Consider the following 26,493-nt stretch of genomic DNA (forward strand, 5'->3'; position numbering starts at 1 on the left):
CCGCGGCCATCGCGAATGCGGCGCGTCCGGGCGGCGCCAGACTCGGTGGAATTCCTTGCGATACAGCAACTCAGCCAAGATGATCACGCCACGAGTTGCCGCCATCACCCGGGCGCGGGAATCCGGTGGGTGCCGCAGGGTGGGTTTCGGCGCGCCTTGGATTGCGTCTTGTCGTGGCGCGGGCGGGCGGTCACCGAGTTGGTCGCCGCCTTGTGGATTGCGGCCGTGCTGTGGGCTACCGCTATCTCGCGGGCTGAGGCGCGGGAACCCAGTGGGGTGCCGCAGGTGGGTGTCGGCGCGCTGTGGATTGCGGTTTTGCCGGGGCGCCTCCACGCTGCCCGCGGGTCGCGGGCACCTCAGTAGGTCACCGAATTGTGGTCTGCCGCCGCGCGCTGTGGGGTTGCCGCCCTGCTATCGGCTGCCGGCGTGCTGCGGGATGCTGGCGTGCTGTGGGCAGCCGGCCTTCTCGGGGGGGTAGCCCACGATCCACGGGTCGTTGTGCATCTGCGGTGTCACCGTCCCGCTGGGCCGCGGTGGATGCGGCTCGAGGGCAAGGCTTCGACACGGGTCGCCGGGATCGGCGGTGATGTCCGGTCGGGGGAGCTGCGTATTGGCCTGGGGGGTCTGGTTTTCCGCAGACATGGGTATGCCCACCGAGCGGGCAGGGCCTGAGCCGCTCGGTGGGCATCCGCCGAACCTCGGCAGGGGAACTGGCGCGGGTCACCTGTTCCGTGCGGGGGTGCGGCGGCCGGGCTCCGCACCGGACCGGCCGGAGTCGGTGTCGATCCGGTCCGGTGGGTGCCGGTCTAGAGGGTCAGAGTTGTCCGCCGCCGCCGATGAGCCAGGGGTTGAAGGTGCATTGCAGTTGCGGGAACTGCACCGGGTCCAGGGCGTTGAGCGCGATCGACAGCGCGCGCGGGGAATACATCATGGTCAGGTGGTCGGAGATGTCCTGCTCGCACCCGTCCTGCAACGTGATGTTGCGGACCGTGGCTCCGGGACCCTGCTTCAGGAAGGTCAGGTCGTAGGGGTTGGTGATCTCGTCATAGCGGGTGCCCACGATCGTGTAATCCACGCCCGCGACGGTGTCACCATTGGCGTTGAGCTGGTTGACGAAGTCCGAGCCGATGGTCTGCTGGATCCCGGCGTGCCCGACGAAGATCTCGATGAACCCGAGAATATCGATACCGAGGTTGTTGATCGCGCGGCCCAGCGCACCGATCCCGTCGAGGCTGGTGCCGTGATGAGTGGCGCCGTAGGTGATGAGGTTCTTCACCTTCGCCGCACCCCCTTCGAACTTGGTGTACCAGTTCGACATCGACCCACCCTGAGAATGGGCCACGATATCGACCTCGGACGCGCCGGTCGCGGCCAGCACCCGATCCACGAACACCGCCAACTGCTTGGCCGAGTCCTGGATGTAGCCGGTACCCATCACCCCGGGCAGCACCGACCCCAACCCACCACCTTCCAGCAGGTTGGAGCGGCCGTAGTTGAAGGTGAAGGTGCAGAACCCGGCATTCTTGATCGGCTGCCCCATATACGCGAACCCGTTATAAGCATTCATCCAGGTGCCGTGGATCAACAACACCGGCCGCGGATGCTCCGGCGTCGGCTTGCAATTCCAATCATTCGCACCCGGCGGAGCCGCATCACCATTGGCCAGGCCATAGGCGAACGCCGCCAGCCACGACGTCTGCGACGGACCGTATCCGACGGTGTCGGAGGCGTACCCGCCCGAGGAGCCCGAACTACTACCGGACCCGCCGTAACAGTCCCCGGAGCCGTTACCCGAACCCGCACCGCTACCGGAATCACACGCCGACCCCGAACTCGACCCCGAATCAGCCACCGGCCCCGCCACCGACCGCCCCGCCGCAATAAAGTCGGCCAAATCCTGCTCCGTCGGCGCCGCCGCGGCCTGCCCACCCACCGTGGTCAACGCCAACGCCGCCGCGCCAGCCACCACCACCGAACGCCACAACCGGCCAGAGGTACTTCGTCTCATCACATGCCTTCCTGAGCGAACAAACGTTCCAGTAATGGCGCTGCGTGGAATTCGGCGGCACCAAAACTGCGCCAACGGTATTTGCGGAAGCGGCGCGGCCAGATGAGTAACGTTGGTGTCTGGAAACTTCACGAAAAACGGTCGCAGGTATTCGGCACGATGGACAGTCACGGCGCGGGCAGCAGTGGGAAATCGCCTGATAATGTTGAGCTACCAGTGCTTCTGGTGCTGATCACGGGTTTCGCGGCTACGTGCGTGCGGTGCTGTCAGGCCGTTTCGGGAATCAATGTGTGCGGAACCAATTCTCGACAACCCAAGGCTGTGAACTGTCCAATTGGTTATCTGTCGGATGTTTTCCGCATATCGCTGTGGCTACGGTAACCATCCCGGTCCAATCCGTCAGGAGGTCGATCCCGGATGTATCTCGCGAGCATATTCGTGACCTGGTTGACCTTCGCCGCACTCGGCACGACGTCCCTGTGGGTGGTGTGGGCTGCCCCGGGGTCGACCCGCGTGAAAGTGCAACGCTCCCTTGGCCCGATCTGCCTGCTGAGCGTTGTCGTGATGCTGGTGTGGATGCAGTTCGCGGCCGGCTGGTGAACGACGCTCCAGCCGACATCCGACTCCTCAGGACGCCAACCCGCGCACCTGCTCCAGCAATCCCACGATCTGCTGGATCGTGTCGAGGTTCTGCAACGGCTCCGGGATGCGCCGCCGCAACCGTTCCCACCGGGTGGTGGCGGCCGGGATGTCCGGGTCCGGGTCGGCCAGCTCGTCGAGCACATCGTCCACATCGGCGGCCGAATCGGGTGCCGCGCCGAGCTGGGCGCGCAGCCGGGCGAGCTCGGAGCGTAGTTCGGCCAGCACGGAGGCGAGCTGATCGGTGTCCGCGCCGCCGGACAGATCGACCGGGCCGTTGATCTGCCCGTTGTTGCCGGAGCCACCGATGTTTCCGGCGGCCACGCGGCCGCCGGTGATGTGGACCGAGGAGTCTGACACAGGGGTCTCCTAGTTGGTCGATGTGCTGCCGCCGGCTCCCACGGAGCCGGAATTGCTCATGCCGCCGATGTTTCCGGCGATGATGTTCGAGTTGTTGATGACGGTCGAGTTGTTGATCTGTTTGACCATGTCGCTGAATCCCTTGGCGGCGATGCCCTTTTCCATCAGGAACCGGTGCACGGAATCGAGTGTGCGCTGTTCGAGGATCTTGAGGTAGCGATCGCAGTCGGTCTCCTGGAACAGGTTGGCCAGTTCGCCGCCGGCCCCGAGTTCGCGGATGCTCGCGGCGGCGCCGAATACCTGTTCCGCCTGGTCCGGCGTGGTCCACGTGCCGCCGGTGCGGCGGCGAGCCCACAGGCCGCGGATCACATCGGCGACGCGGCCGGGCACGGAGGTGGGCAGCAGTGCGAGATCGCCTGCTGCGGCCCACAGTGTGCGTAGTTCGAGCATGCTCGGCGGGGCATCGACGCGGCGGAATTCGGGCGCGATGGGGGCGAGGACGAAGCCGTGCCATTCCAGCACGAGCATCCGCTCCTCGCATCCCACGTGCAGGAACCCCGACACCGCGAGTTGGCGCGCCCAGCCCTCCAGCCGGAAGCATCGGTAATAGCGCAACCACTCCGGAGATTCGTTGCTCAGCGCCGCCCAGTCCTCGGCGTTCAACTCCGGTTCCGATCCGGCGTCGAGCCGGCCGAGGAGCGCCCGCCCGGACGGATTGTGCAACAGGTCCGCCGGTGAGAGCAGGGCCCAGCTGGTGACGCCGAGATCGGCGAAGCGCCAGCCCGGGGTCAGCGTCGGCGCCCTGCGCAACGACGTCAGATCGGCAGTGACGAACTCTTGGAGCTCACGCGGTTCGAAGCTTGGCACCGGCGCGGCCGCCCGCGGCTCCTCGGCCGACTCGGTCGTCACGGAGCTCGCATACAGCTCGAGCGCCGATGACCAGGAACGCACCCGCGCGCCCGCACCGACGAACGGTTTGTGTCCGCGATACACCACGACCTCACCCGAACTGTCCTGCGCGCGCCGCAGCTGATCCTGGGTGATGCGGTGCAGCCGGTCGGCATACGGCGCGCTCGCGGTGACGGCGGCCTCTCGTGGCGGGCTGTCGGGTTGGTATCGCCCGTAGCTGTACCAGGTGGTGGCGACCTGCCATGGCAGATAGTGCCGTGCGATGAGCAGGCACAGCATCGCGGTGACCAGGGCCAGGGTGATCAGCATGAACACCGTGGAGAGGGCGGAGTCGGGTGTGGTGAGGATCGGCTCGCCCATCGATTCCATGGCGAGTGAGGGCAGCGCGGCCGACAACACGGTCAGCGCCGACCACATGAGTGCGGTGACCCACCATTGCCGGTGCCGATCGGCGAGGAACCAATTGGACCCGCCCCGGCCTTGCGCCAACCGGGCCACGATCGCCGCGCACAGCCGCCACGTCAGCCCGGCGATCAACCAGACGAGTACCAGAATCGGCGAGAACACCGTCGTCAGGACGAGGGTGGCCACCAGAACCAGGTTGATGGTGCGGCGACGCCACTGGGCTGCTGCCGCCTCGCGGAGCACGGTGACGGCGTCCACTCCGGGCGAGGGCGGGACGGCCCGTTTCGGCTCGGCCAGGTACTCCTCGACCAGGGCGTCGGCCAGTGCGTCGTCAAGGTGGACCGCGGCCGCGAGGAAGCGCGTGGGTTCGTCGGTTGGTGTGCTCATCGCGGCCTCGGCGACGGATTCGGATGCGTACCCGGTCTGCTCATCCATCGCCCCCTGACGAATGTGATCGCTTGTGCCCCAGAGGTTATCAGCGCCCTCCGACAGCGGTTGCCGATTCGCGGCCGCGCTCTCTGCTCACGGAGTGTCGTGGCCGGAGTGTCGCGCCGGGACGTGCGGAGTCGATGCCGCGAACCCGCCGGCCGCTTGTGCCGCATCGTCGACGCGACTGCCGTCGCCGGAGCAGGTGATCGTCCGGCCGTACGGTGCGGTCCGGAACCGATCTGGCCGAACCCCTTGCAGCAAACTAGAACGCGTTCTAACTTTGAGAGTGCATCTGTCGACGACGCGGGCCCGGAAGGCGCATGAATGAACACTGATCCGCAGATCACCGAGGTCGATCTCCTCCATCGGGAGCCGTTGGCGGTCGATATGCTCATCCGCTCGCTCGAGCTGTACGCCGATCGGACCGCGGTGCATATCGGTGACGAGCAGCTGACCTACCGGCAGGTGCGCGACCAGATCAGCAAGTTCGCGCAGGCCTACGCCTCGCTGGGGCTCGGTGTCGGCAGCCCGGTGGCGATCCTGTCGGCCAACCGGCCCGAGGTGCTGTTCACCCAGGGCGCCAACGCGGTGACCGGTGTCCGGTTCGCCGCGCTGCACCCGATGGGTTCGCTCGACGATCACGCCTATGTCCTCGAGGACGCGGGCATCGAGACCCTCATCTACGACCCGGACAAGTACGAGCAGCGGGCCGCGCAGCTGGCCGAGCGGGTCCCCGGGCTGAAGAACCTGCTGGCCTTCGGCCCCACCGAGGCCGGCACCGATCTGCTGGCCGCCGCCGACGCGTTCGAACCGGCCCCGCTGGTGGCCCCGGACGTCGCGCCCGGCGACACCGTCAGCCTCGCCTACACCGGCGGCACCACTGGCAAATCCAAGGGCGTGATGCTCAGCTTCCGCGGCGGCGCGACGCTGCTGCGCATCCAGATGACCGAATGGCAGTGGCCGCAGGAGGTGCGGTTCCTGGTCTGCACGCCGCTCAGCCATGCCGGCGGCGCGTTCTGGAACCCCACCAGCCTGCAAGGCGGTTCCATCGTGGTGCTGCCCGGATTCGATCCGGCAACTGTGCTCGCCACTATCGAGAAGTACCGCATCACCTCGACGATGCTGGTCCCGACCATGCTCTACGCCCTGCTCGACTACCCCGATCTCGACAAGTACGACCTGTCCAGCCTGGAGACGGTCTTCTACGGCGCCTCCGCCATCTCGCCGACCCGCCTGGCCGAGGCGATCGAGAAGTTCGGCCCGATCTTCTTCCAGTTCTACGGCCAGGCCGAATGCCCGATGACGATCTCGGTGCTGCGCAAGGAAGACCACGATCCCGCCGTCCCCGAGCGGCTGGCCAGCTGCGGCCGCCCGGTGCCGTGGCTGCATGTCGCGCTGCTCGACGACGCGGGCAGCGAGGTGCCGACGGGTGAGCCGGGCGAGATCTGCGTGCGCGGCCCACTGGTGATGAAGGGCTATCTGAACAAGCCCGAGCAAACCGCCGAGGCCACCGAACACGACTGGCTGCACACCGGTGACATCGCCCGCCGCGACGCCGACGGCTTCCTCTACATCGTCGACCGCAAGAAGGACATGATCGTCACCGGCGGCTTCAATGTCTATCCACGAGAAGTGGAAGACGTCCTGTCCGCGCACCCCGCCGTGAGCGCGGCCGCCGTGATCGGTGTGCCCGACGACAAGTGGGGCGAGGCCGTGAAGGCCGTCGTGGTGTTGCGTTCGGGCCGCAAGGTGGCGGTGGAGGAGTTGCAAGCCCTGGTCAAGGAACGCAAGGGCGCCGTATACACGCCCAAGTCCATCGATTTCGCCGACAGCATCCCGCTCAGCCCGCTCGGCAAGCCGGACAAGAAGGCGTTGCGCGCGCAGTACTGGAGCGACGGCGCCCGCCAGGTGAACTGAGCGTTTCGCGAGGCGGCGCCGGCGCGAGTGCTGTGCCTGCGCCACCTTTCGCTGCCGGCACCAGGAGGTGATCGAGGAGCCGTCCTCGCCGCCCTGCGCAACCGAGCCCGGGCCGTGCATCCCGGCCCGGCCCGCCCAACATTCCCGTGGCTGGTCGTCGGCGAATGCAGGAGATCCCGGGTATCGCGGGAGATTCCGGGGGGATGGCCGGAGACGTCCGGGGCGGGATCGGCGCCCTCTCGCGCACCGGGCGGGCGTTCGGCCGTCCCGGCGTAGTACCTTTCGCCCACCTCTGCGCGACAATCGACATCCGTTGTCGCTCAGAGGTGGGCGCAACGTCCTCATGGATGGGAACGAACCCGGCCCCACCGAATGGATTCGCATCGTGGATGCGCGGCGAAACGCCTGCGAATATCAGCGATCCGGCGGTCCGGCGAGGATCGCGGTCACCAGGTCGATCAGTTCCTCGAGCACTTCCTCCGGCGACAACCGGGTTCCGCTGAGCGCGAGCATGTCCCGCAACCCGTCGAGATCGCCGAGGGCCTGGAAGGTCAGGCTCATCGCCTGGGTCAGCCGGAACCGAATGGTCCGGGCGGGGACGTCGGGATAGATCGCACCGAGCAGCGAGGTGAACCGGCGTGCCTGCGGTGCGAATCCGTCGGTGATCCGTGCCAGCGCGGGATGGCGGCTGCCGATGATGCCCGCGACGATGGTGACCCACGCGGTACCGCCCGCCGCGATCTGCTCGGCCACCGGCCGCACGAACGCCTCGGCAAGGGTGCGCGCGGTGGGATCGCCGGAAGTCTCGATGCTGTCCAGCAATTCGGCGCGCCGCTGCGAGACCTGCCCGCCTCGCCGCTCGAGCAGGGCCTCGACCAGCGCGTCCTTGGAACCGAAGTGGTAGTGCACCGAGGCGACGTTCGCGCCGGCCGCCGACATCACCGCCCGCAGCGAGACCGCGTCGATCCCGCGCTCGGCGAACAGCCGTTCGGCGGCGAGGATCAGTCGCTGATCGGTGGGTAGCGACGGGTCATCCGGCCCGGCCGGCGCGGTTTCCGTCGAAAGTCCTCGGCTCACGTGCGCACCCTAATCGAGTGGGCCGGGCGCGCCGTAGAGCGTCACGACCACCGCCCCGCCGAGCCCGAGATTGTGGGCGAGCGCGCGGCGGGCGCCCTCGACCTGACGCGACCCTGCCTCACCGCGCAACTGCCAGGTCAGTTCGGCGCATTGGGCCAGGCCCGTCGCGCCGAGCGGATGCCCCTTGGAGATCAGCCCACCGGACGGGTTGACCACCCAGCGTCCACCGTAGGTGGTCGCACCGGAGTCGATCAGCGCGCCCGATTCGCCGGGAGCGCACATGCCGAGCGCCTCGTAGGTGATGAGCTCGTTGATCGAGAAGCAGTCGTGCAGTTCGATCACATCGACCTCGTCGATTCCCACACCGGTCGCGCCGAAGACCTCGGTGGCGGCCTTGCGCGTCATCGGGGCGCCGACCACGTCGATCATGGATTCGGTGGCGAAGGAAGTGGTGTCGTCGGTGGCCAGCGCCTGGCCCAGGATCTCCACGGCGCGGTCGGCCAGACCGTGTTCCCGCACGAACGCCTCGCTGACGACGATCGCGGCGGCCGAACCATCGGACATGGGCGAGCACTGCGAGCGGGTCAGCGGATCGTGCACGGGCTTGTCGCCGAGCACCTGATCGAGGGTGTAGGCGTCCTGGAACTGGGCGTACGGGTTGCGGGTCGAATGTTCGTGGTTCTTCACCGCGACCCCGGCGAGCTGTTCGCGGGTGGTGCCGTAGCGGCGCATGTGCTCGGCCGCCGCTGCGCCGAAGAACTGCGCCGTCAGCGGTGCGGTGCCGAAACCGTTGGTGGACTTCAGAACCGCGATATGCCGGTCGATGGTGGTGACCGCCGGATTGCCCGAACCGGCCATGGCCTCCTTGGTCATCTGCTCGAAGCCGACGGCCAGCGCCACATCCACCAGCCCGGCCTGCACCCATTCGCGGGCCAGCATCAGCGCGGTGGACCCGGTGGCGCAGTTGTTGTTGACGTTGACCATCGGAATGCCGGTGAGCCCCACGTCGTAGAGCGCGCGCTGCCCCGCCGTGGACGGCTGGAAGACGTAGCCGACGGCCGCCCGCTGTACCTGGTCGTAGTCGATGCCCGCGTCGGCCAGCGCCTTGCCCACCGCCTCGGCGACCATATCGGGGTACTGCCAGTCGCGGCTGGCGATCTTCTCGAATTTCGTCATCCCGACGCCGATGACGAAGGCTCGCTGACTCACGGTGTGTCTCCTCGAAAGCGCTGTGCGCGTTGATATGTGGTGGGAATCAAAGGCCGGGCCGGTCGCTGCCGACGACCCACAGGGCATGGAATTGCGAGGCGCCGCCCATCGCGTGACCGATGGCGAGTTTCGCCTCCGGCACCTGATGGGCGCCCGCGGTGCCGCGGACCTGGAGTGCGGCCTCGGCGAACCGCAGCAGACCGGTGGCGCCGGTGGGATTGCCCGACAGCACCCCGCCGGACGGGTTGATCGGCAGGTCGCCGTCAAAGGCGGTGCGCCCGGAATCGACCATCTTCCAGCCGTTTCCGACCTCGGCCAGCCCGATGTTCTCCAGCCACATCGGCTCGTACCAGCTGTAGGGGATGTAGAGCTCGGCGGTATCGATCTCGCGGGCCGGGTCGGTGATGCCCGCCTGCCGGTAGGCCTCGGCGGCGCACTGCCTGCCCGCTTCCGGGTTCACCTCGTCACGCCCGGCGAAATGGCCGGTCTCGGTGCGCCAGGCCATGCCGTGGATCCAGGCCGGCGGATGCGGATTGTGTTCGGCGTCGGCTTCGCCCGCGATCACCACCGCGCACGACCCGTCCGAGGACGGGCACGACTCCAGATACCGGATCGGATCCCACAGCATCCGCGAATCCCGCACCTCCTCCACGGTGATATCGGGGCGCTGGATGTGCGCGTACGGATTGCGCGTCGCGTTGAGCCGATGGTTGACCGCGACCTGCCAGCCGATGTGCTCGGGCGCGCCGGAGCGGCGGATGTACTCGCGGATGACGGGGGCGAAATGCCCGCCCGCGCCGGCACCGAGATTGGCGCTGAACGGCAGTCCGCGCGAGAGCGCCCAGGTGAAATCGCCCTCGGATTCCTTGGAATAGGCGACCACCAGCACCCGGCGCGCCAGCCCGGCCTGCACCAGATGCGCGCCGTAGATCGCGGCGTGCCCGCCGACGCTGCCGCCGGTGAACACCCGGGTGACCGGCAGCCCACGCGCGCCCATGGCGTCGGCCAGGTACAGCTCCGGATTCATCACACCGTCGAACAGGTCCGGCGTCTTCGACAGCACGATGGCGTCGATGTCGCGGTGTTCGAGTCCGGCGTCGGCCAGGGCGGCGTCGACCGATTCGCGCACCAGCGCGCCGATGGTGACCTCGCGCTTCTTGGCCTGTTTGCTCTGGCCGATGCCGATGACCGCGGTTCTCATCGATCTCCCTCCATCAGGCAGATCATGTTCTGCTGGAGTGCGGGTCCGTTGGTGGCGTGGGCGAGGGTGCGGTCGGCGCGGCCGTCCAGGATGTGCTGGGCGGCCTCGCCGATGCGGATCAGTCCGGTCGCGGTGGCCGGGCGCCCGGCCAGTGGGCCGCCGCCGGGATTGATCCGGGCACTGTGGAGGCCGAGCGTGCGCGCCAGCAGCGGTTCCTGATAGCTGTATTCGCACTGCAATTCGGCGATGTCGACCTCGGCCGGACCGAAGCCGGCGAGCTCGGCGGCTCGTGTGGCGGCGGCGTCGACGGTGTCGGCGCGGGTGAGGTCGCGGGTACCCGGGTAGTGGCTGTCCATCCGGTGATCGGCGCCGCGCACCCACGCGGGCCGCGCGGCAAGCCTGCGCGCGGCATCACCCGCGGCGAGCACCACGACCGCCGCTGCGTCACCGGCCGGTCCCACGTCGTGGGCGCGGAGCGGCGACGCGATATAGGGCGCCTCGAGCAGCTGATCTACCGGATATTCACCGGACTTCTGTGCGGCGGGGTTATCGGCGGCCGCCGCGAGACTGCGCGACACCACCTCGGCCAGTTGACGTTCGCTCACCGCACCGGACTCGATGAGCGCGGCCGCTTGGAGCGCGGCGATGGCGTCGCGATGCGGACGCAACGGCGCGAGGAAATACGGGTCCAGCTGCGCGGCCATCACCTGATCCAGATCCTGCGGCAAGGACCCGCGACCGATGCCGTACACCACGGCGATATCGCCTTCGCCGAGCTGCAACCAGCTCCACGCCTCGTAGAAGGCCCACGCCGCGTCCATTTCGACATGCGATTCCGAGATCGGCGGCCACGCGCCCACCGCATCGAGGGATTCGATATAGGCGAAGGTGCGGCCCTCGAAGAAGTCGTGGCTGCCGGAGGCGAAGAAGTCCACGTCGTCACGGGTGATACCCGCGGTGTCGAGGGCGCGGCGGATCACCGGCAGCAGGATCTCGGCCATATCGTGGCGGCGGTCGGCGGCCGTGCACGGCGACTGGGCGAAGGCGACGATGCCCACCTCACGCATCGGAACCTCCTGCGCCGGTGGAGGTTTCGCCGGAGGGGACGGGCCGGTAGTACCGGATGGCGTTCATGGACGTGTCGAGTTCGTCGTCGTCGCACCAGACCGGTTCGACGGCCATGCCGATGCGCACCCGGCTGGGCTCGATCTCCTGGATCAGATGCATCAACCGGGTGTCGGCGCCGCGAACCCGGATGTGGGCCACCACGTAGGGCGGGGTGAACACCTGGCCGGGAAACGGGAAGTTCACCACGCAGAAGGTCGAAATGGTGCCGTCACCGGGCAGTTCGAACGGCTCGGACAGCTCGGTGAGGCAGCGCGAGCAGAATTCCGGCGGCGGCAGATACACCTGGGCGCAGCTCGGGCAGCGCCGTGCCAGCAGTTGTCGCTGCGAGAGTCCGCGCAGGAACACCGAACGGCCCACTCCCGCGACGTAGGTGTAGTCCATCCGGAACGGATTGGTGAACTCGGTGACGGGTTCGGGCACCCGGGTGCTCATGAATCCACCGGCTCGAAGCAGACGATGTCGCGGATGCTGCCCACCCGCTCGTCGCGCCAGCGCGGCGTGACCCGCAGGCCCGATGTCATGCGTGCGGGGTCGCCGCCGGTGTCGACGGCATGGAACAGGCAGCCCTCGGTGCCGTCGATGCTGATGAACGCCCAGGCGTAGGCGTGTGGGAGGTCGTCGCCGGCGCGCTGCGGCACCCAGGTCCAATGCCGCACCGTTCCCGTCGCGGCGAGCTCGACCAGCTCACCGGTCGCTCGGGCGGTCACCGGATCGAACTCCGCGGCCGGGCACAGGACGGTGCCGCGGTCGGTCCGGGCGCCGAAGAGCCTGCCCTCGCGCAGTCCGCCGAGGAAGGTCCCGACCGTCGGACCGACCGTCCGGTTGAACGGAAATTGCAGGCTGTAGGGCGCATTCAGGCTGTCGTGTGGTGTTTCGGCTGTCATGAGGCTCCTGCCGACTGGTACCGAGAAGTGGCGGTCGGGCCCCGGCGGGGGAGCGGGCCGCGAGTCGATCGTGACCCAGCGGCGTACCACCTGTCAATCAGTTGTTTCAATCGACTGATTGACGGGCATGTACAGCCGGTCGGCGATGTCGTAGTCTGGCGCCGAAAGTAGAACTTGTTTCAGAAGCGTTCCTCGGGTGAGGAGATTCCCATGGCCATAGTCCAACCCCTGCCCGCCACGGCCGACGGCCACCGCAGGCTCGGCCTGAGCAACCCGGCGACCCGCGACGACGTCGGCGAGATCGTGGTCAGCACCGCGGACGACGTGGCCGAGGCGGTGCGCCGGGCCCGCGCGGCGCAGCCGGGATGGGCCGCGCGGCCGGTCGAAGAACGCGCTGACATCATCCGCCGCGCGGTCGAGGTGCTGGTCTCGCGGCGCGACGAGATCGTAGCCACCGTGCAGGCGGAAACCGGGAAACCGCGGGTGGAGGCGCTCGCGGTGGAGATCGTGCCCTCCTGCGATTTCCTCAACTACTGGAGCGGGCGGGCGCGCAAGGACCTCGCCGACGAGAAGCGGCGGCTGCACGGCTACATCGCCCCGCTGAAGAAGCTCGTCATCAACTATCAGCCGCTGGGCGTTGTCGGCGTGATCACGCCGTGGAACGGACCGTTCGTGCTCTCGCTCAACCCGGTCGCGCAGGCGCTGCTCGCGGGAAATGCGGTGGTGCTCAAACCCTCCGAGGTGACGCCGCATTCGGGCGAGTGGGCGGTGAAGGTGCTGCGTGAGGCCGGCGTTCCCGACGACGTCGTCCAGGTGATCCACGGTGACGGCGAGACCGGCGCCGCGCTGGTGGCCAGCGATATCGACAAGATCTCCTTCACCGGGAGCGTGCCCACCGGCAAGAAGATCGCCGCGGCCTGCGCGGCCCGGCTGATCCCGTGCACCATGGAGCTCGGCGGTAAGGACGCGATGATCGTCTGCGCCGACGCCGATCTGGAGCGCGCCGCCGCCGGTGCGGTGTACCTGTCGATGTTCAACACCGGGCAGGTCTGCGTCGGCGTCGAACGGATCTACGTGGTGGACAGCGTCGCCGACGAGTTCATCTCCAAGGTCAAGGAGAAGGCCGAGGCCGTCACCTACGGTCCGGGCACCGGCAAGGATGTCGGCCCGCTGTTCTGGGATCGCCAGCTCGACATCGTCACCAGGCACGTCGACGACGCCGTGGCCAAGGGCGCCAAGGTGCTGGTCGGCGGCAAGAGCGACACCGCCGACGGCGTGTTCTTCCAGCCGACGCTGATCGTCGACGTCACCCACGACATGGACCTGATGCGCGAGGAGACCTTCGGCCCGGTGGTGGCGATCATGCGCGTCGCCGACGAGGACGAGGCCGTCCGCATGGCCAACGACTGCGCCTACGGCCTCAGCGGCAGTGTGTTCAGCAAGAACCCCGACACCGTTGTCCGCCTCGCCAAGCAGCTGCGCACCGGTTCGGTGGTGCACAACGACGCCTCGGTGATCTACGGGGTGCCCGAGGCGCCGTTCGGCGGGCGCAAGGACAGCGGGCTCGGCCACGTCAACGGCCGGGACGCCTTGCGCGGCTTCACCCATGCCCAGCCGGTCCTGCTGGACCGCTGGGGTCTGAAGAAGGAAAACATCTGGTACCCGTACACCGACAAGACGGTGCGGACGCTGGAGCGGATGATCGACCTGGCGTTCGGTAGCGCCATCGCCCGCAAGCTCATGTCGTGACGGGCCGGCGGGTTCAGGACGATTTGTGCGGCACGCCGATCGTCAACCCGCCGTCCACCACGAACTCCGCGCCGGTCGAATACGAGGACTCGTCGCTGGCGAGATAGGTGACCAGCGCCGAGACCTCCTCCGGATCGGCGCCGCGGCCGAGCGGGATCTGCAAGAAGTCCTCCGGGATGCCCTCGGTCATCGGAGTACGGATGAGTCCGGGGTGGATGGAATTCACCCGGATGCCGTGCGGCGCCAGTTCCAGCGCGACCGACTTGGTGAGCCCGCGCACGCCGAACTTGCTGGCGACATACCCGTGCAGTCCGGGGCTGCCGCGCAGTCCTTCCACCGAGGAGATGTTGATCATCGACCCGCCGCCAGCCGCGATCATGGCCGGGGTGGCGGCCTGCATGCCGAGGAAGGTTCCGGTCAGGTTGATATCGATGATCCGCTGCCATTCGGCGTACTCGAAATCGGCGATCAGGTTGCCGTTGGCGATGCCGGCGTTGTTGACCAGCACGTTGAGCGATCCGAACTGGTCGACCGCGGCGGCGACGGCGGCACGCCAGTCCTCGGGTTCGCGCACGTCGAGATGGACGTAGGCGATATCGGGCCCCAGCTCCTCGGCCAGCGCCTTGCCCTCCTCGTCGAGGACGTCGCCGATCACCACCTTGGCCTCCTCGGCCAGCATCGCTCGCGCGTGCGCGGCGCCCATCCCGCGTGAACCTCCGCTGATCAATGCCACCTTGCCGGTCAACCGTGCCATTGCCGATCTCCTCTTCGGTTATCCCTGACTACTGGTGAAACACGTTACAGAAGGTGGGTGGGATTTCACCGCGGAAGTGGGTGCTCTCGTGTGGGCTGGTCCGGTGGCCGGATGATTTCGTGCCGAGGGTGCGGTGGATCGGCGGGCCCGGTATGGCATCATCGAGTAGAACGAGTTCTAGAAATGTGCGCGGATGAGCCTCTGGAGGTTCGCGATGGGAACCGACCGATCAGTGCGGACCGGTCCGTTCGTGGTGCCCGAGATCGATGAGATCCCGGGCGGGCGCCTGCTGGAGCTGCCTGGCCGCGGACGCACCTACGTCGTCGACCTGCCCGGCCCGCCGGACGCGCCGGCGCTGATTCTGCTGCACGGCACAGCCTGCACCGCGATGCTCAGCTGGTTCCCCGCACTGGAAACCTTGTCCCGGCGCTACCGGATCGTGCTCTTCGATCAACGCTGGCACGGACGCGGCATTCGCTCACAACGATTCCGGCTCGATGATTGCGCCGACGACGTGGTCGCGGTGGCCGACGCGCTGGGTCTGGAACGTTTTGTTAGCGTTGGCTATTCGCTGGGCGGTGTGGTCTCGCTGCTGACCGCGCACCGTCATCCGGAGCGGGTGGCCGGGCTGGTGCTGTGCGCGACGCCGTATCGCTTCCAGGACAAATGGCGCGAGCGGGCCTTTCATCGCAGCTTCGCGGCCATGGCCGGTGCGCTGGGCGACTACCCGTATCGGCGGGCCGAGCGGCTGGCCGAAGCTCTGCCGGAGCTGCCGGTGGCATTGGTTCCCGGACAGCTGCGCCGCTGGGCGATGGGGGAGTTCCGCAGCACCAGCGGGTGGGCGTTGACCCCGATCCTCGCGGAAATCGGGCGGTTCGACGCGACCGAATGGCTGTCGAGTCTGCGGGTGCCGACGGCGGTGGTCATCACGACCAAGGACAAGGCGATTCCGGTGTACCGGCAGATCGAAATGGCGGCCGCGATACCCGGGGCGAGCATCCATCCGGTTCCGGCGGGGCATACGGCCTGTGCGTTCGCCGCGGACCGGTTCGTGCCGGTGCTCGATAAGGCCTGCGCGGCGGTGGCGGCACGGGTGTGAATGACGACCCTGTTCGACGCCGGTGGCGAACAGGGCGGTCGGTCGGAGCGGTGATCAGCCCCGAGCTCGCGCCGCGGCCAGCAGATCGGCGATCACGGCGGGCACCGCATCGGCCAGCTCGCCGATATCGGGCACCAGTTCACGGCAGGCGATGAATCCGAAGTCCAGATCACCGCAATTGGACAGCACGGTGACGGTGAGTCCCGCGCCGTGGAAGACCGGCCCGAATGGATACATGCCGTCCACCCGGACGCCGAGGAAATACAGCGGCATCGGCGGACCCGGAACATTCGACACCACCAGGTTGTGCACCACCGGATGTGCCTCGGCCAGCTTCAGCGACGAGTAGACCCGCGAGGCGAGCTGAAAGGTGTTGGGCGGTGCGTACTTCGACCAGTCCTGCAAGAAGTCGGCGCCGATCAGATCGTGCTCCTTCTTCGCTTCCTCGTTCGTGGCGGCGAGCATCTCGAGCCGCTGTTCGGGATCGGCGATATCGGTGCCGAGCCGGCAGAACAGCGTCGAGACCTTGTTGATGCCTTCGGTGTGCCGGGTGGAATCGTGCACCGAGACCGGCACCGAGGCGATCAGCGATCGATCCGGCAGCTCGCCATGGCTGTCGAGGTAGTTGCGCAGCACCCCGCCGACGATCGTGAGCACCACATCGTTGACCTTGACGCCGAAGGCCGCCTTGATCTCCTTGATCGCGCCCAGATCGGCCTTGGTGAAGGCGACGGCACGGTGCGCGGTGATGGCCTTGTTGAACGGGGTGCGCGGCGCCGAGAACGGTAAAGCCATGCCCGCCTGGTTCTTTCGCCGCCGCTGCGCGAAACCCGCGACCATCCCGAGGGTCTTGGGCACCATCCCGAGCACGCCCACTTTGCCCGGGAACCGCACCAGTGCGCGGGCCGCCAGCTCGAGATCGCTCGGTTCCGGTTCGGGCTGCCACGGCTCCGGTTCGGGGCGGGTGGCGCCCGGTTCCAGATCGCACAGGTGCATCATCATGTTCGTGCCGGTGATGCCGTCGACGGCGGCGTGATGGTACTTGGCGATCACCGCGACCTTGCCGTCGTCGAGCCCCTCGACGACCGACATCTCCCACAGCGGCCGGTCCCGGTCCATCGGGCGGCTGGCGATATCGCCGATGAGGTCGGCGAGCTCCGCGCGCCCGGCGGGTTTGGGTAGCCCGACCCGGCGGATGTGATAGTCCAGGTCGAAATTCGGGTCGTCGACCCAGACCGGATGGTCGAGGTTGAACGGCACCTCGTGCACCTTGCGCCGCATATGCGGAATGAGCGGCAGCCTGCGGCCGAGTTCGGCCTTCAGCTCGTCGAAGGAGTAGGCGCCCTCGACGGGGTCGAGTATCAGCAGTGCGCAGACGTGGAGATGCTGGGTTCCGGTCTCCAGATAGAGGAAACTGGCGTCCAGTCCGGTGAGTTGTTCCATAGCAAAAGACTACTAGAACGTGTTCTAGAAATTCGGTTGTTCGGCGCGAAGTCGATCACAGTAGCGGCCGATATTGCCAGATTGTGACCGGGCGATCTCGGTCCCGAATCTGTATGTAACTCATGGTCGCATCTACGTGTATGCTGTTGCTACGGTCGTGAAGGAAGATCGACGATGATCGTCGCCGATGCGCCGTGACACGCTGAGGAGTACCGATGAAGCTACTTCGCCGGGGCCGCCCGCGCCCGGACACCGATCCGGGCCCGGTGGCACTGCATGCCCGCAATGTGCGTTTCGACTGGTCGAGCACACCGCTGCACTGGATGCCGGCCGAGCCGATCGCCTCGCATCTGATCAACTCCCTGAACCTGCTCCTGCCCGAGGGCGAGCGCATGTTCTGCGCCACCTACACCGAGGCGCTGCCGTCGGTACGGGACGAGAAGCTGCGCGAAGCCATGCTCGGCTTCATCGGCCAGGAAGCCATGCACGCCCAGACCCACGACAAGGTGCTGCACGAGGTGCTGGCCGCCCACGGCATCGACCCGGCGCCGTACCTGCGCCAGGCCGAATACCTGTTCCGCATCTCGCTCGGACCGCGCGAGGACACGGGCAACGCGCGCCATCAGCAGCTGGTGGAACGGCTGACCATCATCGCCTGCCTGGAACACTTCTTCGCCTATCTCGGCGACTGGGTGCTCAATGCCGATCTGGAGAAGTTCGACGCCGACCCGCGCGTGGCCGACCTGTTCCGCTGGCACGGCGCCGAAGAGGTCGAGCATCGGCACGTGGCCCACGATGTCGCGGTGTATTTCGGCGCGGGCTATGTGCGGCGGACGGCCCTCATGATCTTGGTCTTCCCGGTCTTCCTCGGGCTGGTCCTGCGTGGCACCAAGTTCCTCGTGCACCAGGACCCGGCACTGCCCGATTACGGCTATCCGCGGCTGTTGCCCGCGGTCTTCGCCGCGATGTGGCGCGGGGCGCTACCGGGTGTGCCGTCGCTGCTGCGCAGTGCGTTGTCGACGTTCAAGCCGGGCTACAACCCGGAAACCGTCGGATCCACCGCACAGGCCATCGCCTATCTGGCCGCGTCCCCGGCCGCGCGGGCGGCCGCGTCGTGACCACGACTCCGCCCGGCGATCTCTACGGCAAACGGTCGCGCGACCGCACGATGCGGATGCTCGACGCGGTCGTCCAGGCTCGACTGCGCTGGGCCGCACTGGTGAATCGCACGCCGCGCACACCGCACGCCGACGACGGCCGGATCCGGGTGGTCGTCGCCGAACGCCGGATCGAGGCCCGCGACACCGATGTGATCAGCCTGGTGCTGCGCGCACCCGACGGAGGTGAACTGCCGGCCTGGCGTCCGGGCGCGCACCTGGACCTTGAACTGCCGTCGGGGCGGCTGCGTCAGTACTCGCTGTGCGGGGATCCGGCCGATACCAGTGCATACCGGGTCGCGGTCCGACGCATCCCCGAGGGTGGTGGTGGCTCGATCGAGGTGCACCGCGACCTCGTCGTCGGCACGCCGATCACGGTGCGCGGGCCGCGCAACGCCTTCCCGTTCGCGGTCCCCGGATACGGTTCGCCCGCGACCCGGCTGCATTTCGTCGCCGGCGGCATCGGCATCACCCCGATCCTGCCGATGATGCGGCTGGCCGACCGGCTCGGCGTGGACTGGTCCATGGTCTACACCGGCCGCAACCGTGACACCATTCCGTTCCTGGCCGAGGTGGAGCGCTTCGGCGACCGGGTCACCGTGCGCACCGACGACGAGCACGGGCTGCCCGATGCGAACGCACTGCTGCCCGCCGTCACCAGCGGCACCGCCGTCTACTGTTGCGGGCCGGTACCGATGACCGGGCTGGTCGCCGACGCGGTCCGGCATCTGCCCGGTGTGGAACTGCATTCCGAGCGGTTCTCACCGCCGCCGATCGTCGACGGGGTGCCTTTCGAGATCGAAATCGCCTCCACGGGTGAGGTGCTGGACGTGCCTGCCGACCAGACGGCCCTCGACGTCGTGCTGGACACCCGGCCGGACCGGCCGTATTCGTGCCGTCAGGGCTTCTGCCGCACCTGCGCGGTGCGGGTGCTGGCCGGACAGCCCGATCACCGCGACACCGTACTCACCGACGCCGACCGGGCCGCGGGGGAGATGCTCATCTGCGTATCCCGTTCGGCGGGTGGACGTTTGACCCTGGACCTGTAGAGGAGACCACCCGTGACCACCCGTTCAACCGAACCGGAGCACATCCGGCGCACCGTGCACAACGGTGAATTCGCGCTCGCGGTACACGAATACGGCGACCCGGCCGCCGAGACCGTCGTGCTGGTGCACGGCTGGCCCGACACCCACCACCTGTGGGACAGGGTGGTGCCGCTGCTGGCACGCCGGTTCCACGTCGTCAGCTACGACACCCGCGGGCACGGCGAATCCACCCGGACCCAGCGCACCGCCGACTACCGGCTCGAGGAGCTGGCCTCGGACTTCTTCGCGGTCGTCGACGCGGTCAGCCCCGACCGGCCCGTGCATGTGTTGGCCCACGACTGGGGATCGGTCCAGGTCTGGGAAGCGGTCTGCGAACCCGGCGCGGCGCGGCGCGTTGCCTCGTTCACGTCGGTCTCCGGGCCCAACCTCGACCACCTGGGCAAATGGGTGCGTGCCCGGCTGTCGCGGCCGACACCGCGCAATGTGTGGCAGCCGCTGACCCAGTTGGCCTCCTCGGTGTACACGTTCTTCTTCATGACGCCGGTCGTGCCGCGCGTCGTGCTCGGTCAGCTGGCCACCGAGGGTCGCTGGCGGCAGTTCGTGGGGTTGATGAACGAGACCTCGTCGTCGAATGTGTCGGTGGGCAACACCTTTCGCAAGGACATCGTCGACGGGCTGCTGATCTACCGCGCGAATATCCTGCCGCGCATGCTCGCGCCGCGGGAGCGGCACACCGAGGTTCCGGTGCAGCTGATCGTCGCCGGACGCGATGTGGCGGTTCGCCCAGCGGGCTACGACGACGAGCGCACATGGGTCCCACGACTGTGGCGGCGCGATGTTCCCGCCGGGCATTGGATGCCATTCTCCCATCCGGAGCTGCTGGCGAGCGCGACGACCGAACTCATCGACACGCTGGCAGGCGCGCCGATGCCGCGTGGCCTGCGGCGCGCCGAGATCGGCCGCAGCCGAGGCGAATTCGGTGATCAGCTGGTGGTGATCACCGGCGGCGGCAGCGGCATCGGACGCGAGACCGCGCTGGCGTTCGCCCGTCGCGGCGCCGAGATCGTGCTGTCGGATATCAACCTGGCCGCGGCCAAGGAGACGGCCGAACTGGTGGCCACCGCCGGTGGGGTCGCCCACGCCTACCAACTCGATGTCTCCGACGAAGCCGCCGTGAACGACCACGCCCGTGCGGTGCTGGAAGCCCACGGTGTGCCCGACGTCCTGGTCAACAATGCGGGCGTCGGTCAGGCGGGTGACTTCTTCGATACCCCCTCGGCGGAGTTCGACCGGGTGCTGCGGATCAATCTCGGCGGTGTCGTCAACGGATGCCGGGCCTTCGGTCCCGCGATGGCCGAACGCGGCGCGGGGCATATCGTGAACTTGTCGAGCATGGCCGCGTATTCACCGCAGCAAGGGTTCAGCGCATACGCCACCAGCAAATCGGCGGTATTCATGTTCTCCGACTGCCTGCGTGCCGAACTCGCCGGGCGCGGAATCGAGGTGCACACCATCTGCCCCGGCATCGTGCACACCAATATCGTTGCCACCACCACCTTTTCGGGTGTCGACGCCGACGAGGAGAAGCGCAAGCAACAGCACTACGACAACCTCTACCGGATGCGCCACTACGGCCCGGACAAGGTCGCCGAGCAGATCGTGCGGGCGGTCGCCCGTGGCCGCAGCATCGTCCCGGTAACGCCGGAGTCCCAGCTCCAGTACCGACTCAGCCGATTCGCGCCCGGTGTGGTGCGCTTCGTGGCGGCGCGGGTGAAGCTCACCTGAGCCGAGTGACAGCCGAGCCGGCGGCGAACTGCATCGCTCACGTGGCCGCCGGTTCACCCGGCCGCGGATGCTCCCGCCCGGCGGAGCTCGGCTTCGATGGCGGCGACCCGCTCGGCGCCGATGCCCCACGGCTGGTCCACGCCGACCCGGGAGTCCAGATCCCAGAGCACACAGCGCTCACCGGGGGCCGCGACCATCGACCAGGCGACCACGGTGCGTCCCAGTTGATCCGCCATGGATCCAGGTGAGTCCGACGGTGGCGCAGCGCCTTCCGGAAAGTGATGCAGGAAGCGGCCGTAGGCGGTCGTGCAGAACTCGGCATACAGTTGGGTGCACAGAATGAAGCCGTGCCAGGCCTCGTCGACCGCATGCGACGGCATCCCGATCACCTGACCGTCGCGCATCGCCGCGCCGCAACAGCGCAACCATTGGCGCAGACCGGTGTCCACGAGATCGCGTGGCTGCCAGGGGCAGGTCTTGTAGATGGCGTCGGGCAACTCGAGCTCGCGAACGACGCGGTCGACCGTGGACAGATCGACCGGCCGGATGCTGCGTTTACCGAATCCGAACACAGTTCAGTGTAGGACCGGCGGCCGACGCGCTGTTTGGCAGCGGTGTTGTCGCGGCCTGTCGGAGACCCGGTGTCAGCCAATACAGTGAAGGGATGGCGGGGGTTGTGTGGGATCTGATCTGGGCCATCGCCGTGGCCGGTGGCGTGGTCGCGATTATTGGCATCATTGTGCTGGTCACTGGAACAGGCGAACGCCGATCCGGCTCGTCTTCCAGCGCTCGCGCTGCGCGCTGGGCGGTGGGTGACATGAGTGCCAGCGACAACGGCTGGTTCGGCAGTGGACGTGATGGCGGCGATCCTCGGCCAAGCCGTGCCGAGTGCGAACCTGGTTGTGGTGGTGGTGATGCCGACACCAGTGTCGATGGTGGCTACAGCTGCGGCGGCGGATCCAGTTGTGGCGGTGGAGGTTCCTGATCGATCCGGGCGGGTACTCCATGGTGATGACGGATGTGCTTATCGGGATAGCGCTGGTGGTGATCGCGGTCGCGGCGGCAGTCGCGATCGTGATTCTTGTGAAGCAGCGGCGTTCGGAAGAATCGACTATGGCGAAACTCGCCAGGGACTCCCAGCGGACACGAACAAGGCGCCGGACCGGTACTCGGCGTGGCGCCAGTGGGGGATCGGCGGCCGCTGCAGGGGGTGGATGGTGGATTTTCGGGTCCGGTGACTCCGGCGGTGGCGACTCCGGCGGATCCGGCTGCGGCGGTGGTGGCGGCTGCGGTGGGGGAGGAGGCGGTGGCGGTGGCTGCGGGGGTGGCGGTGGCTGAGCCGCGCACGCATTCGTGACCGCTCCCACACTGCGCTTGACCTGAACCATACTTCAGGGTTGAGGCTGGTCGTATCCGAAGAAACGGAAACGATGGAGGTTGGTCATGCGAGCGGTGTACGCCACGAAGTTCGGCGGTCCAGAGGTGCTCGAGGTGCGTGACGTGCCCGAACCGGTCCCCGGGGCCGGAGAGGTCCTGGTCGATGTGGTCGCGGCCGACGTCATGTTCCTCGACACCAAGCTGCGCTCCGGGTGGGGGACCGACTTCTTCCCCGTCGAGCCGCCGTATGTCCCGGGCGGGGCAGTGGCCGGTGTGGTCGTCGCCGTCGGCCCCGAGGTCGACCCCTCCTGGATCGGCAGACGGGTCAGCACCCAGACCGCGCGCAGCGGGGTCGGCGGTGGGTTGCCGATCGGCGGGTACGCGGAGAAATCACTGGCCAGGGTCGACACGCTGACTCCAGTCCCCGATGAGGTCACGCTGGAGCAGGCGGTCGCGCTGGCCCACGACGGGAAAACCGCGCTGGCCGTCTTCGACCGGGCTGCGATCGAATCCGGCGAATGGGTGCTCATCACCGCCGCGGCCGGCGGGCTCGGCACGCTGCTGACCCAACTCGCACGCACCGCGGGCGCCAAGGTGATCGCGGCGGCGCGCGGCAAGACCAAGCTCGAACTGGCCGAACGGCTCGGCGCTGCCGTCCTGGTCGACTACTCCGAACCCGGCTGGGTGGACGAGGTCAGGGCCGCGACCGGAGGGGCCGGTGTGCAGGTGGTACTCGATGGTGCCGGTGGTGAACTCGGTGGCGCGGCGGCCGAGGCGCTCGCCGACGGTGGTCGGTTCATCGGATACGGATCTGCGGCAGGCGAGTTCGCCGCAGTGGACAACGATTCCGCACAACGCCGTGGGCTCACGGTGCTCGGGCTGTTCGACATCACGTCCGAAGCGACTGATTGGTCGGCTCTGGCCGAACGTGCGCTGAAAGAAGTCGCGGCCGGTCGATTGGAAGTGGTGATCGGACAGACTTTTCCACTGGAAGAGGCGAATTCGGCGCACACGGCCATCGAATCGCGCAGCGCTCTCGGACGCACGATGTTGAGTAACACAAACCGACCGAAATGAATACCAGCGGGTAGCGGATTCTGGGGCTATGGTGCCTGCGTGCTTACCGCAGCCATAGTTGTCATGATCCTCATTCTCGTTGCGTCCGTAGTGCATATCGCCAGCCGTCCACCACGCGGCGCGGCGGTGCCGGACCGCGGACGAAGCTCGGGGTCCGGCACGGAACGAGAACGGGAACGTCAGTACTGACCATCCACCTCCGCCTAGACGGTGATGCTCGCCCCGGTCATTCGGCCGGGGTGAGCACCACCACCGCGATCGGCCGTCGCGTGCGCGCCTGATACTCGCTGTAGCGGCCCTGATTCACCCGATCCACCAGCTCCCAGCGCCGCGCGTACTCCGGATCGTCCGGCAGCGTCGGCCGGGCCCTGACCCACATCGTGCGGCGCCCGATCTGGATCTCGCACTCCGGGTGCGCCTTCAGGTTCGCCAGCCACCCCGGCGGACGCGGCGAACCGCCATTCGACGCCGTCACCAGATAATCACGCCCGTCTTTCGCGTAGGTGAGCGCCGAAGTCCGCGGCTCACCCGTCTTACGCCCCACAGTCCGCAGCAACAATGTCGGATTCCCGAACAGCAGCCGATGCCCCACCCACCCACCGCTGTGCTCATAGATCCACTGGTGTGCCTGCAACACTTTCGTGAAAACCCCGGCCATACCAACCCCTCAGCAGTAGCGCCAACGCCCCACCATAACCACGCCCCCATCCCGATTGGCCCACGCCGCGCCCGACCCGGTACCATTCCCAGCACCTGCGGACCCACCGCATCCGGGGGCGGTAGCTCAGTCGGTTAGAGCCGTGGACTCATAATCCATTGGTCGCGGGTTCGAGCCCCGCCCGCCCCACAAACAGCCTGATCAGGGCGTGTGATCGCTCTGTTATGCCCGTGCAGGCGGCTCGCTACTCGTCTACCGGCCGAGCTTCATGATCGGCCCCCACATGAGTGTGCCCCGCGCACCATGCGGTGTCAGCGGGGCACCCGTTCGCACTGTGCCTATGGGCGGTTGAACTCACCGGCGCGAGCACCGGCAAGAAACGCATCCCACTCGGACGGGGAGAAGACCAGAGCTGCTGCGGTCGGGTTCTTCGAGTCCCGGACCCCGACCATGCCGGTGGCGAGGTGGGCGACTTCTACGCACTCATGCCCCGCACCGCTGTGGCTGGACTTGAACCACCGCGCGCCAGTGAGGTCCGCATTCACGCTCCGTACTCCCTACTTGCTGTTCTGAGCAGCCGCTTGCTGTCTGCCGGGCTCAATGCTACCGCTCGTAGTTTCGCGAAGGCGCTGCGATACCGCTTGACCAGTCCTGTCCTTTCGTAGTAGGTGGACGTTCCGTAGCCCTCGAGGTAGACGGTCGATGGCTCGCCGGTGCTTTCGTCGAAGTCGAGCACGACGAACGGACCGACGGCGGTACCCACGGGGAAAGGAGCCGTGAACGGGATGATTTGAACGGTTACGTTGGGCGGCTGGTCGGCCAGGTGCCGCAACTGTTCGGCCATGACCCGCCGACCGCCGATTACGCGCCGGATCACTGCCTCTTCCAGCACCAGATGAACCGCCACTGGGTCGTAGCGGCGGGTGATGATGCGCTGGCGGTTGCGCCGCACGCGTACCCGCTCTTCCAGTTCCTCGGGGGTCTCCGACGCGAAGTATGCGGAGTCGAGAGCCTTTGTGTACCTCGGGGTCTGAAACAAGCCGGGCACAACTTCGGGCCGGTAGATGCTCAGGGCCGATGCGATCGTCTCGAGGTCGAGGTAGAGCGCGAATTCATCCGGGACAACGTCTCCGTACTCATGCCACCATGCCCCACCTTCGCCTTCGCCTTCACGCGCTCGGCGTGCGAGCTCCAGTAGTCCTTCCAGGCGTTCGGGCGCGTCGTACAGTTTGGTCAAAGCCTCCACGTCGAGTAGCCGGATTCGGGGGTTCTCGCCCTTTTCGAGCCGTTGCAGAGTTCCGGCTCCGCGTTCGATGCGTCGTGCGGCTTCTACGATGGGAAGGCCCGAGGCCACGCGAAGTTCTCTCAGCTGCCGACCGAGCTGGCGCCGCAGGATCGTGGTCGATTTGGTCACTGGTCCACCTTTTTGGGTGATACGTGCTTGCTCCGACGGGTGAGAGGTGTCGCCGTGGTGAATCGACACCAAAGTTGCTGCATAGAGCATATTTTCACACGCGGTGACCATGGCTGCTGCGCATATGAGCGAACTTTGTTGGATCACCCGTGAAGGCGTGCTATCGCACCGCGCATGCGGTTGTCTGTGCCAAGCAGCCGATAGCCGGAAACCTCACCAGCGGACCCGAAATCGTGACGCCCCCGCTTGGTGGGACACTCCCACAGGATCGCCGGAGTCGTCCCCTGTAGGAGGCAGGAAGCCCCTCCATAGCCCGGCTATCGGCTGCCCTCACACTTCGAGCGGAGGGTCATCCCGTGAAAGCTGTTGTGTATCTCCAGAAGTCATTCTGCGACCGGCACCTTTCCGGCATCGAGATGGAGGCGCGAGCCCTGGCAGCCCGGTATGGCTACTCGGTAGCGCGAACAGTGGTCGAATGCCAAACCGATACGCTGAGTTGGCTACTGGTGAAAGCGAAGGCATTGAACGTCGACGTCATCGTCGCGCCGACGATGCAGCACATTCATCACCGCGCCAATGACGTGCTCACCAGATGCGACTTGCTGATTGTGCATCCCAAACGGTTTGTCCCCCGGGGAACGCGCCTCGCATTCAGCGAATATCGGTAATGCGCTCGGGCGTCCGAAGACGGACACTGCGCCGTGTTCTAATAGTCCGGTGATGATGTTCGCGCAGTCGTGGTGGCCGCTACTTCAGCGGCCCTGA

Annotated in this window: 25 protein-coding genes and 1 tRNA gene; 11 read left to right on the forward strand and 15 right to left on the reverse strand. The window is 67.3% G+C overall.

Translation table 11 applies throughout. From position 1 onward, the window contains the following. Positions 1 to 814: 814 nt before the first annotated feature. A complete protein-coding gene (locus tag FEK34_RS03655) occupies positions 815 to 2,008 on the reverse strand; it encodes an esterase/lipase family protein (protein WP_138446453.1) in 1,194 nt (397 codons plus the stop codon). Between the two features lie 417 nt (positions 2,009 to 2,425). Between FEK34_RS03655 and FEK34_RS03660 the strand changes: the two genes are divergently transcribed. Then, the gene (locus FEK34_RS03660; RefSeq protein ID WP_138446454.1) at positions 2,426 to 2,608 is read left to right on the forward strand and encodes a hypothetical protein; all 183 of its coding nucleotides are present in this window, start codon (positions 2,426 to 2,428) and stop codon (positions 2,606 to 2,608) included. 27 nt (positions 2,609 to 2,635) lie between these two features. On the opposite strand, the gene FEK34_RS03665 is transcribed toward FEK34_RS03660, so the two are convergent. Together FEK34_RS03665 and FEK34_RS03670 are read right to left on the reverse strand one after the other, a co-directional pair. Next, positions 2,636 to 3,007, reverse strand: coding sequence for a hypothetical protein (locus tag FEK34_RS03665; protein ID WP_138446455.1), 372 nt, complete (start codon positions 3,005 to 3,007; stop codon positions 2,636 to 2,638). Positions 3,008 to 3,016: 9 nt separating this feature from the next. After that, a complete protein-coding gene (locus FEK34_RS03670; protein WP_138446456.1) occupies positions 3,017 to 4,756 on the reverse strand; it encodes a MerC domain-containing protein in 1,740 nt (579 codons plus the stop codon). 318 nt (positions 4,757 to 5,074) lie between these two features. On the opposite strand from FEK34_RS03670, the gene FEK34_RS03675 reads away from it, so the two are divergent. After that, a complete protein-coding gene (locus FEK34_RS03675) occupies positions 5,075 to 6,667 on the forward strand; it encodes an AMP-binding protein (RefSeq protein WP_138446457.1) in 1,593 nt (530 codons plus the stop codon). Positions 6,668 to 7,081: 414 nt separating this feature from the next. On the opposite strand, the gene FEK34_RS03680 is transcribed toward FEK34_RS03675, so the two are convergent. Genes FEK34_RS03680 through FEK34_RS03705 form a run of 6 tightly spaced genes read right to left on the reverse strand, consistent with a single transcriptional unit; the run spans position 7,082 to position 12,166 of the window. Continuing rightward, entirely contained in the window at positions 7,082 to 7,744 is a 663-nt protein-coding gene (locus FEK34_RS03680; RefSeq protein ID WP_138446458.1) for a TetR/AcrR family transcriptional regulator, read from the reverse strand. Positions 7,745 to 7,753: 9 nt separating this feature from the next. Continuing rightward, the gene (locus FEK34_RS03685) at positions 7,754 to 8,953 is read right to left on the reverse strand and encodes a lipid-transfer protein (RefSeq protein ID WP_138446459.1); all 1,200 of its coding nucleotides are present in this window, start codon (positions 8,951 to 8,953) and stop codon (positions 7,754 to 7,756) included. Positions 8,954 to 8,999: 46 nt separating this feature from the next. Continuing rightward, positions 9,000 to 10,154, reverse strand: a complete 1,155-nt coding sequence (locus FEK34_RS03690) for a thiolase domain-containing protein (protein ID WP_138446460.1) — start codon at positions 10,152 to 10,154, stop codon at positions 9,000 to 9,002. Further along, positions 10,151 to 11,221: a lipid-transfer protein gene (locus FEK34_RS03695; protein WP_138446461.1), complete on the reverse strand. Its 1,071-nt coding sequence runs from the start codon at positions 11,219 to 11,221 to the stop codon at positions 10,151 to 10,153. The genes FEK34_RS03690 and FEK34_RS03695 overlap by 4 nt, the downstream gene beginning before the upstream one ends. Then, positions 11,214 to 11,714: a Zn-ribbon domain-containing OB-fold protein gene (locus FEK34_RS03700; RefSeq protein WP_138446462.1), complete on the reverse strand. Its 501-nt coding sequence runs from the start codon at positions 11,712 to 11,714 to the stop codon at positions 11,214 to 11,216. Before FEK34_RS03700 ends, FEK34_RS03695 begins: the two co-directional genes overlap by 8 nt. After that, entirely contained in the window at positions 11,711 to 12,166 is a 456-nt protein-coding gene (locus tag FEK34_RS03705; protein ID WP_138446463.1) for a DNA-binding protein, read from the reverse strand. Before FEK34_RS03705 ends, FEK34_RS03700 begins: the two co-directional genes overlap by 4 nt. A 210-nt stretch (positions 12,167 to 12,376) precedes the next feature. On the opposite strand from FEK34_RS03705, the gene FEK34_RS03710 reads away from it, so the two are divergent. Further along, positions 12,377 to 13,915, forward strand: a complete 1,539-nt coding sequence (locus tag FEK34_RS03710; protein WP_138446464.1) for an aldehyde dehydrogenase family protein — start codon at positions 12,377 to 12,379, stop codon at positions 13,913 to 13,915. 13 nt (positions 13,916 to 13,928) lie between these two features. Here the strand turns inward: FEK34_RS03710 and FEK34_RS03715 are convergent, their stop codons facing one another. Continuing rightward, complete coding sequence (locus tag FEK34_RS03715) at positions 13,929 to 14,669, reverse strand: glucose 1-dehydrogenase (RefSeq protein ID WP_138446465.1); 741 nt, start codon at positions 14,667 to 14,669, stop codon at positions 13,929 to 13,931. A gap of 214 nt (positions 14,670 to 14,883) precedes the next feature. Between FEK34_RS03715 and FEK34_RS03720 the strand changes: the two genes are divergently transcribed. Further along, entirely contained in the window at positions 14,884 to 15,768 is an 885-nt protein-coding gene (locus FEK34_RS03720) for an alpha/beta fold hydrolase (RefSeq protein WP_138446466.1), read from the forward strand. Between the two features lie 54 nt (positions 15,769 to 15,822). On the opposite strand, the gene FEK34_RS03725 is transcribed toward FEK34_RS03720, so the two are convergent. After that, entirely contained in the window at positions 15,823 to 17,211 is a 1,389-nt protein-coding gene (locus tag FEK34_RS03725) for a WS/DGAT/MGAT family O-acyltransferase (RefSeq protein WP_138446467.1), read from the reverse strand. Positions 17,212 to 17,426: 215 nt separating this feature from the next. Here FEK34_RS03725 and FEK34_RS03730 point away from each other — a divergent pair, with 215 nt between their 5' ends. The 3 genes from FEK34_RS03730 to FEK34_RS03740 are packed head-to-tail and all read left to right on the forward strand — an operon-like array spanning position 17,427 to position 21,202. Beyond that, positions 17,427 to 18,329: a metal-dependent hydrolase gene (locus tag FEK34_RS03730; protein ID WP_138446468.1), complete on the forward strand. Its 903-nt coding sequence runs from the start codon at positions 17,427 to 17,429 to the stop codon at positions 18,327 to 18,329. Between the two features lie 50 nt (positions 18,330 to 18,379). Continuing rightward, positions 18,380 to 19,417: a PDR/VanB family oxidoreductase gene (locus FEK34_RS03735; RefSeq protein ID WP_249358817.1), complete on the forward strand. Its 1,038-nt coding sequence runs from the start codon at positions 18,380 to 18,382 to the stop codon at positions 19,415 to 19,417. Between the two features lie 12 nt (positions 19,418 to 19,429). Further along, on the forward strand, positions 19,430 to 21,202 hold the full coding sequence (locus FEK34_RS03740; RefSeq protein WP_138446470.1) for an SDR family oxidoreductase: 1,773 nt from the start codon (positions 19,430 to 19,432) through the stop codon (positions 21,200 to 21,202). A 53-nt stretch (positions 21,203 to 21,255) separates the two neighbouring features. Here the strand turns inward: FEK34_RS03740 and FEK34_RS03745 are convergent, their stop codons facing one another. Further along, on the reverse strand, positions 21,256 to 21,774 hold the full coding sequence (locus FEK34_RS03745) for a hypothetical protein (protein ID WP_249358777.1): 519 nt from the start codon (positions 21,772 to 21,774) through the stop codon (positions 21,256 to 21,258). Positions 21,775 to 21,866: 92 nt separating this feature from the next. On the opposite strand from FEK34_RS03745, the gene FEK34_RS03750 reads away from it, so the two are divergent. Next, positions 21,867 to 22,187: a hypothetical protein gene (locus FEK34_RS03750; RefSeq protein WP_138446471.1), complete on the forward strand. Its 321-nt coding sequence runs from the start codon at positions 21,867 to 21,869 to the stop codon at positions 22,185 to 22,187. Between the two features lie 458 nt (positions 22,188 to 22,645). Continuing rightward, positions 22,646 to 23,656 (forward strand): zinc-binding dehydrogenase, encoded by a 1,011-nt coding sequence (locus FEK34_RS03760; RefSeq protein WP_138446472.1) that lies wholly within the window; start codon positions 22,646 to 22,648, stop codon positions 23,654 to 23,656. A gap of 226 nt (positions 23,657 to 23,882) precedes the next feature. Here FEK34_RS03760 and FEK34_RS03765 read toward each other — a convergent pair whose 3' ends face one another. Next, the gene (locus FEK34_RS03765) at positions 23,883 to 24,314 is read right to left on the reverse strand and encodes a nitroreductase family deazaflavin-dependent oxidoreductase (protein ID WP_138446473.1); all 432 of its coding nucleotides are present in this window, start codon (positions 24,312 to 24,314) and stop codon (positions 23,883 to 23,885) included. Positions 24,315 to 24,429: 115 nt separating this feature from the next. On the opposite strand from FEK34_RS03765, the gene FEK34_RS03770 reads away from it, so the two are divergent. After that, a tRNA-Ile gene (locus FEK34_RS03770) sits at positions 24,430 to 24,503 on the forward strand. A gap of 149 nt (positions 24,504 to 24,652) precedes the next feature. Here FEK34_RS03770 and FEK34_RS03775 read toward each other — a convergent pair. Together FEK34_RS03775 and FEK34_RS03780 are read right to left on the reverse strand one after the other, a co-directional pair. Continuing rightward, positions 24,653 to 24,859, reverse strand: a complete 207-nt coding sequence (locus tag FEK34_RS03775; RefSeq protein WP_138446474.1) for a DUF397 domain-containing protein — start codon at positions 24,857 to 24,859, stop codon at positions 24,653 to 24,655. After that, complete coding sequence (locus FEK34_RS03780; RefSeq protein ID WP_171048034.1) at positions 24,856 to 25,728, reverse strand: helix-turn-helix domain-containing protein; 873 nt, start codon at positions 25,726 to 25,728, stop codon at positions 24,856 to 24,858. The genes FEK34_RS03775 and FEK34_RS03780 overlap by 4 nt, the downstream gene beginning before the upstream one ends. Positions 25,729 to 26,084: 356 nt before the next feature. Between FEK34_RS03780 and FEK34_RS03785 the strand changes: the two genes are divergently transcribed. Next, entirely contained in the window at positions 26,085 to 26,396 is a 312-nt protein-coding gene (locus FEK34_RS03785; RefSeq protein WP_138446476.1) for a hypothetical protein, read from the forward strand. The last annotated feature ends 97 nt before the right edge of the window (positions 26,397 to 26,493 follow it).

Origin of the sequence: Nocardia cyriacigeorgica (assembly GCF_005863245.1) — a bacterium.
GTDB classification, from domain to species: domain Bacteria; phylum Actinomycetota; class Actinomycetes; order Mycobacteriales; family Mycobacteriaceae; genus Nocardia; species Nocardia cyriacigeorgica_C.

Coding starts and splice junctions, on each gene's coding strand:
- FEK34_RS03760 (WP_138446472.1), top strand. CDS start 22,646: ATGCGAGCGGTGTACGCCACGAAGTTCGGCGGTCCAGAGGTGCTCGAG.
- FEK34_RS03675 (WP_138446457.1), top strand. CDS start 5,075: ATGAACACTGATCCGCAGATCACCGAGGTCGATCTCCTCCATCGGGAG.
- FEK34_RS03735 (WP_249358817.1), top strand. CDS start 18,380: ATGCGGATGCTCGACGCGGTCGTCCAGGCTCGACTGCGCTGGGCCGCA.
- FEK34_RS03765 (WP_138446473.1), bottom strand. CDS start 24,314: ATGGCCGGGGTTTTCACGAAAGTGTTGCAGGCACACCAGTGGATCTAT.
- FEK34_RS03725 (WP_138446467.1), bottom strand. CDS start 17,211: ATGGAACAACTCACCGGACTGGACGCCAGTTTCCTCTATCTGGAGACC.
- FEK34_RS03710 (WP_138446464.1), top strand. CDS start 12,377: ATGGCCATAGTCCAACCCCTGCCCGCCACGGCCGACGGCCACCGCAGG.
- FEK34_RS03655 (WP_138446453.1), bottom strand. CDS start 2,008: ATGAGACGAAGTACCTCTGGCCGGTTGTGGCGTTCGGTGGTGGTGGCT.
- FEK34_RS03695 (WP_138446461.1), bottom strand. CDS start 11,221: ATGCGTGAGGTGGGCATCGTCGCCTTCGCCCAGTCGCCGTGCACGGCC.
- FEK34_RS03670 (WP_138446456.1), bottom strand. CDS start 4,756: ATGGATGAGCAGACCGGGTACGCATCCGAATCCGTCGCCGAGGCCGCG.
- FEK34_RS03690 (WP_138446460.1), bottom strand. CDS start 10,154: ATGAGAACCGCGGTCATCGGCATCGGCCAGAGCAAACAGGCCAAGAAG.
- FEK34_RS03700 (WP_138446462.1), bottom strand. CDS start 11,714: ATGAGCACCCGGGTGCCCGAACCCGTCACCGAGTTCACCAATCCGTTC.
- FEK34_RS03730 (WP_138446468.1), top strand. CDS start 17,427: ATGAAGCTACTTCGCCGGGGCCGCCCGCGCCCGGACACCGATCCGGGC.
- FEK34_RS03720 (WP_138446466.1), top strand. CDS start 14,884: ATGGGAACCGACCGATCAGTGCGGACCGGTCCGTTCGTGGTGCCCGAG.
- FEK34_RS03750 (WP_138446471.1), top strand. CDS start 21,867: ATGGCGGGGGTTGTGTGGGATCTGATCTGGGCCATCGCCGTGGCCGGT.
- FEK34_RS03715 (WP_138446465.1), bottom strand. CDS start 14,669: ATGGCACGGTTGACCGGCAAGGTGGCATTGATCAGCGGAGGTTCACGC.
- FEK34_RS03660 (WP_138446454.1), top strand. CDS start 2,426: ATGTATCTCGCGAGCATATTCGTGACCTGGTTGACCTTCGCCGCACTC.
- FEK34_RS03705 (WP_138446463.1), bottom strand. CDS start 12,166: ATGACAGCCGAAACACCACACGACAGCCTGAATGCGCCCTACAGCCTG.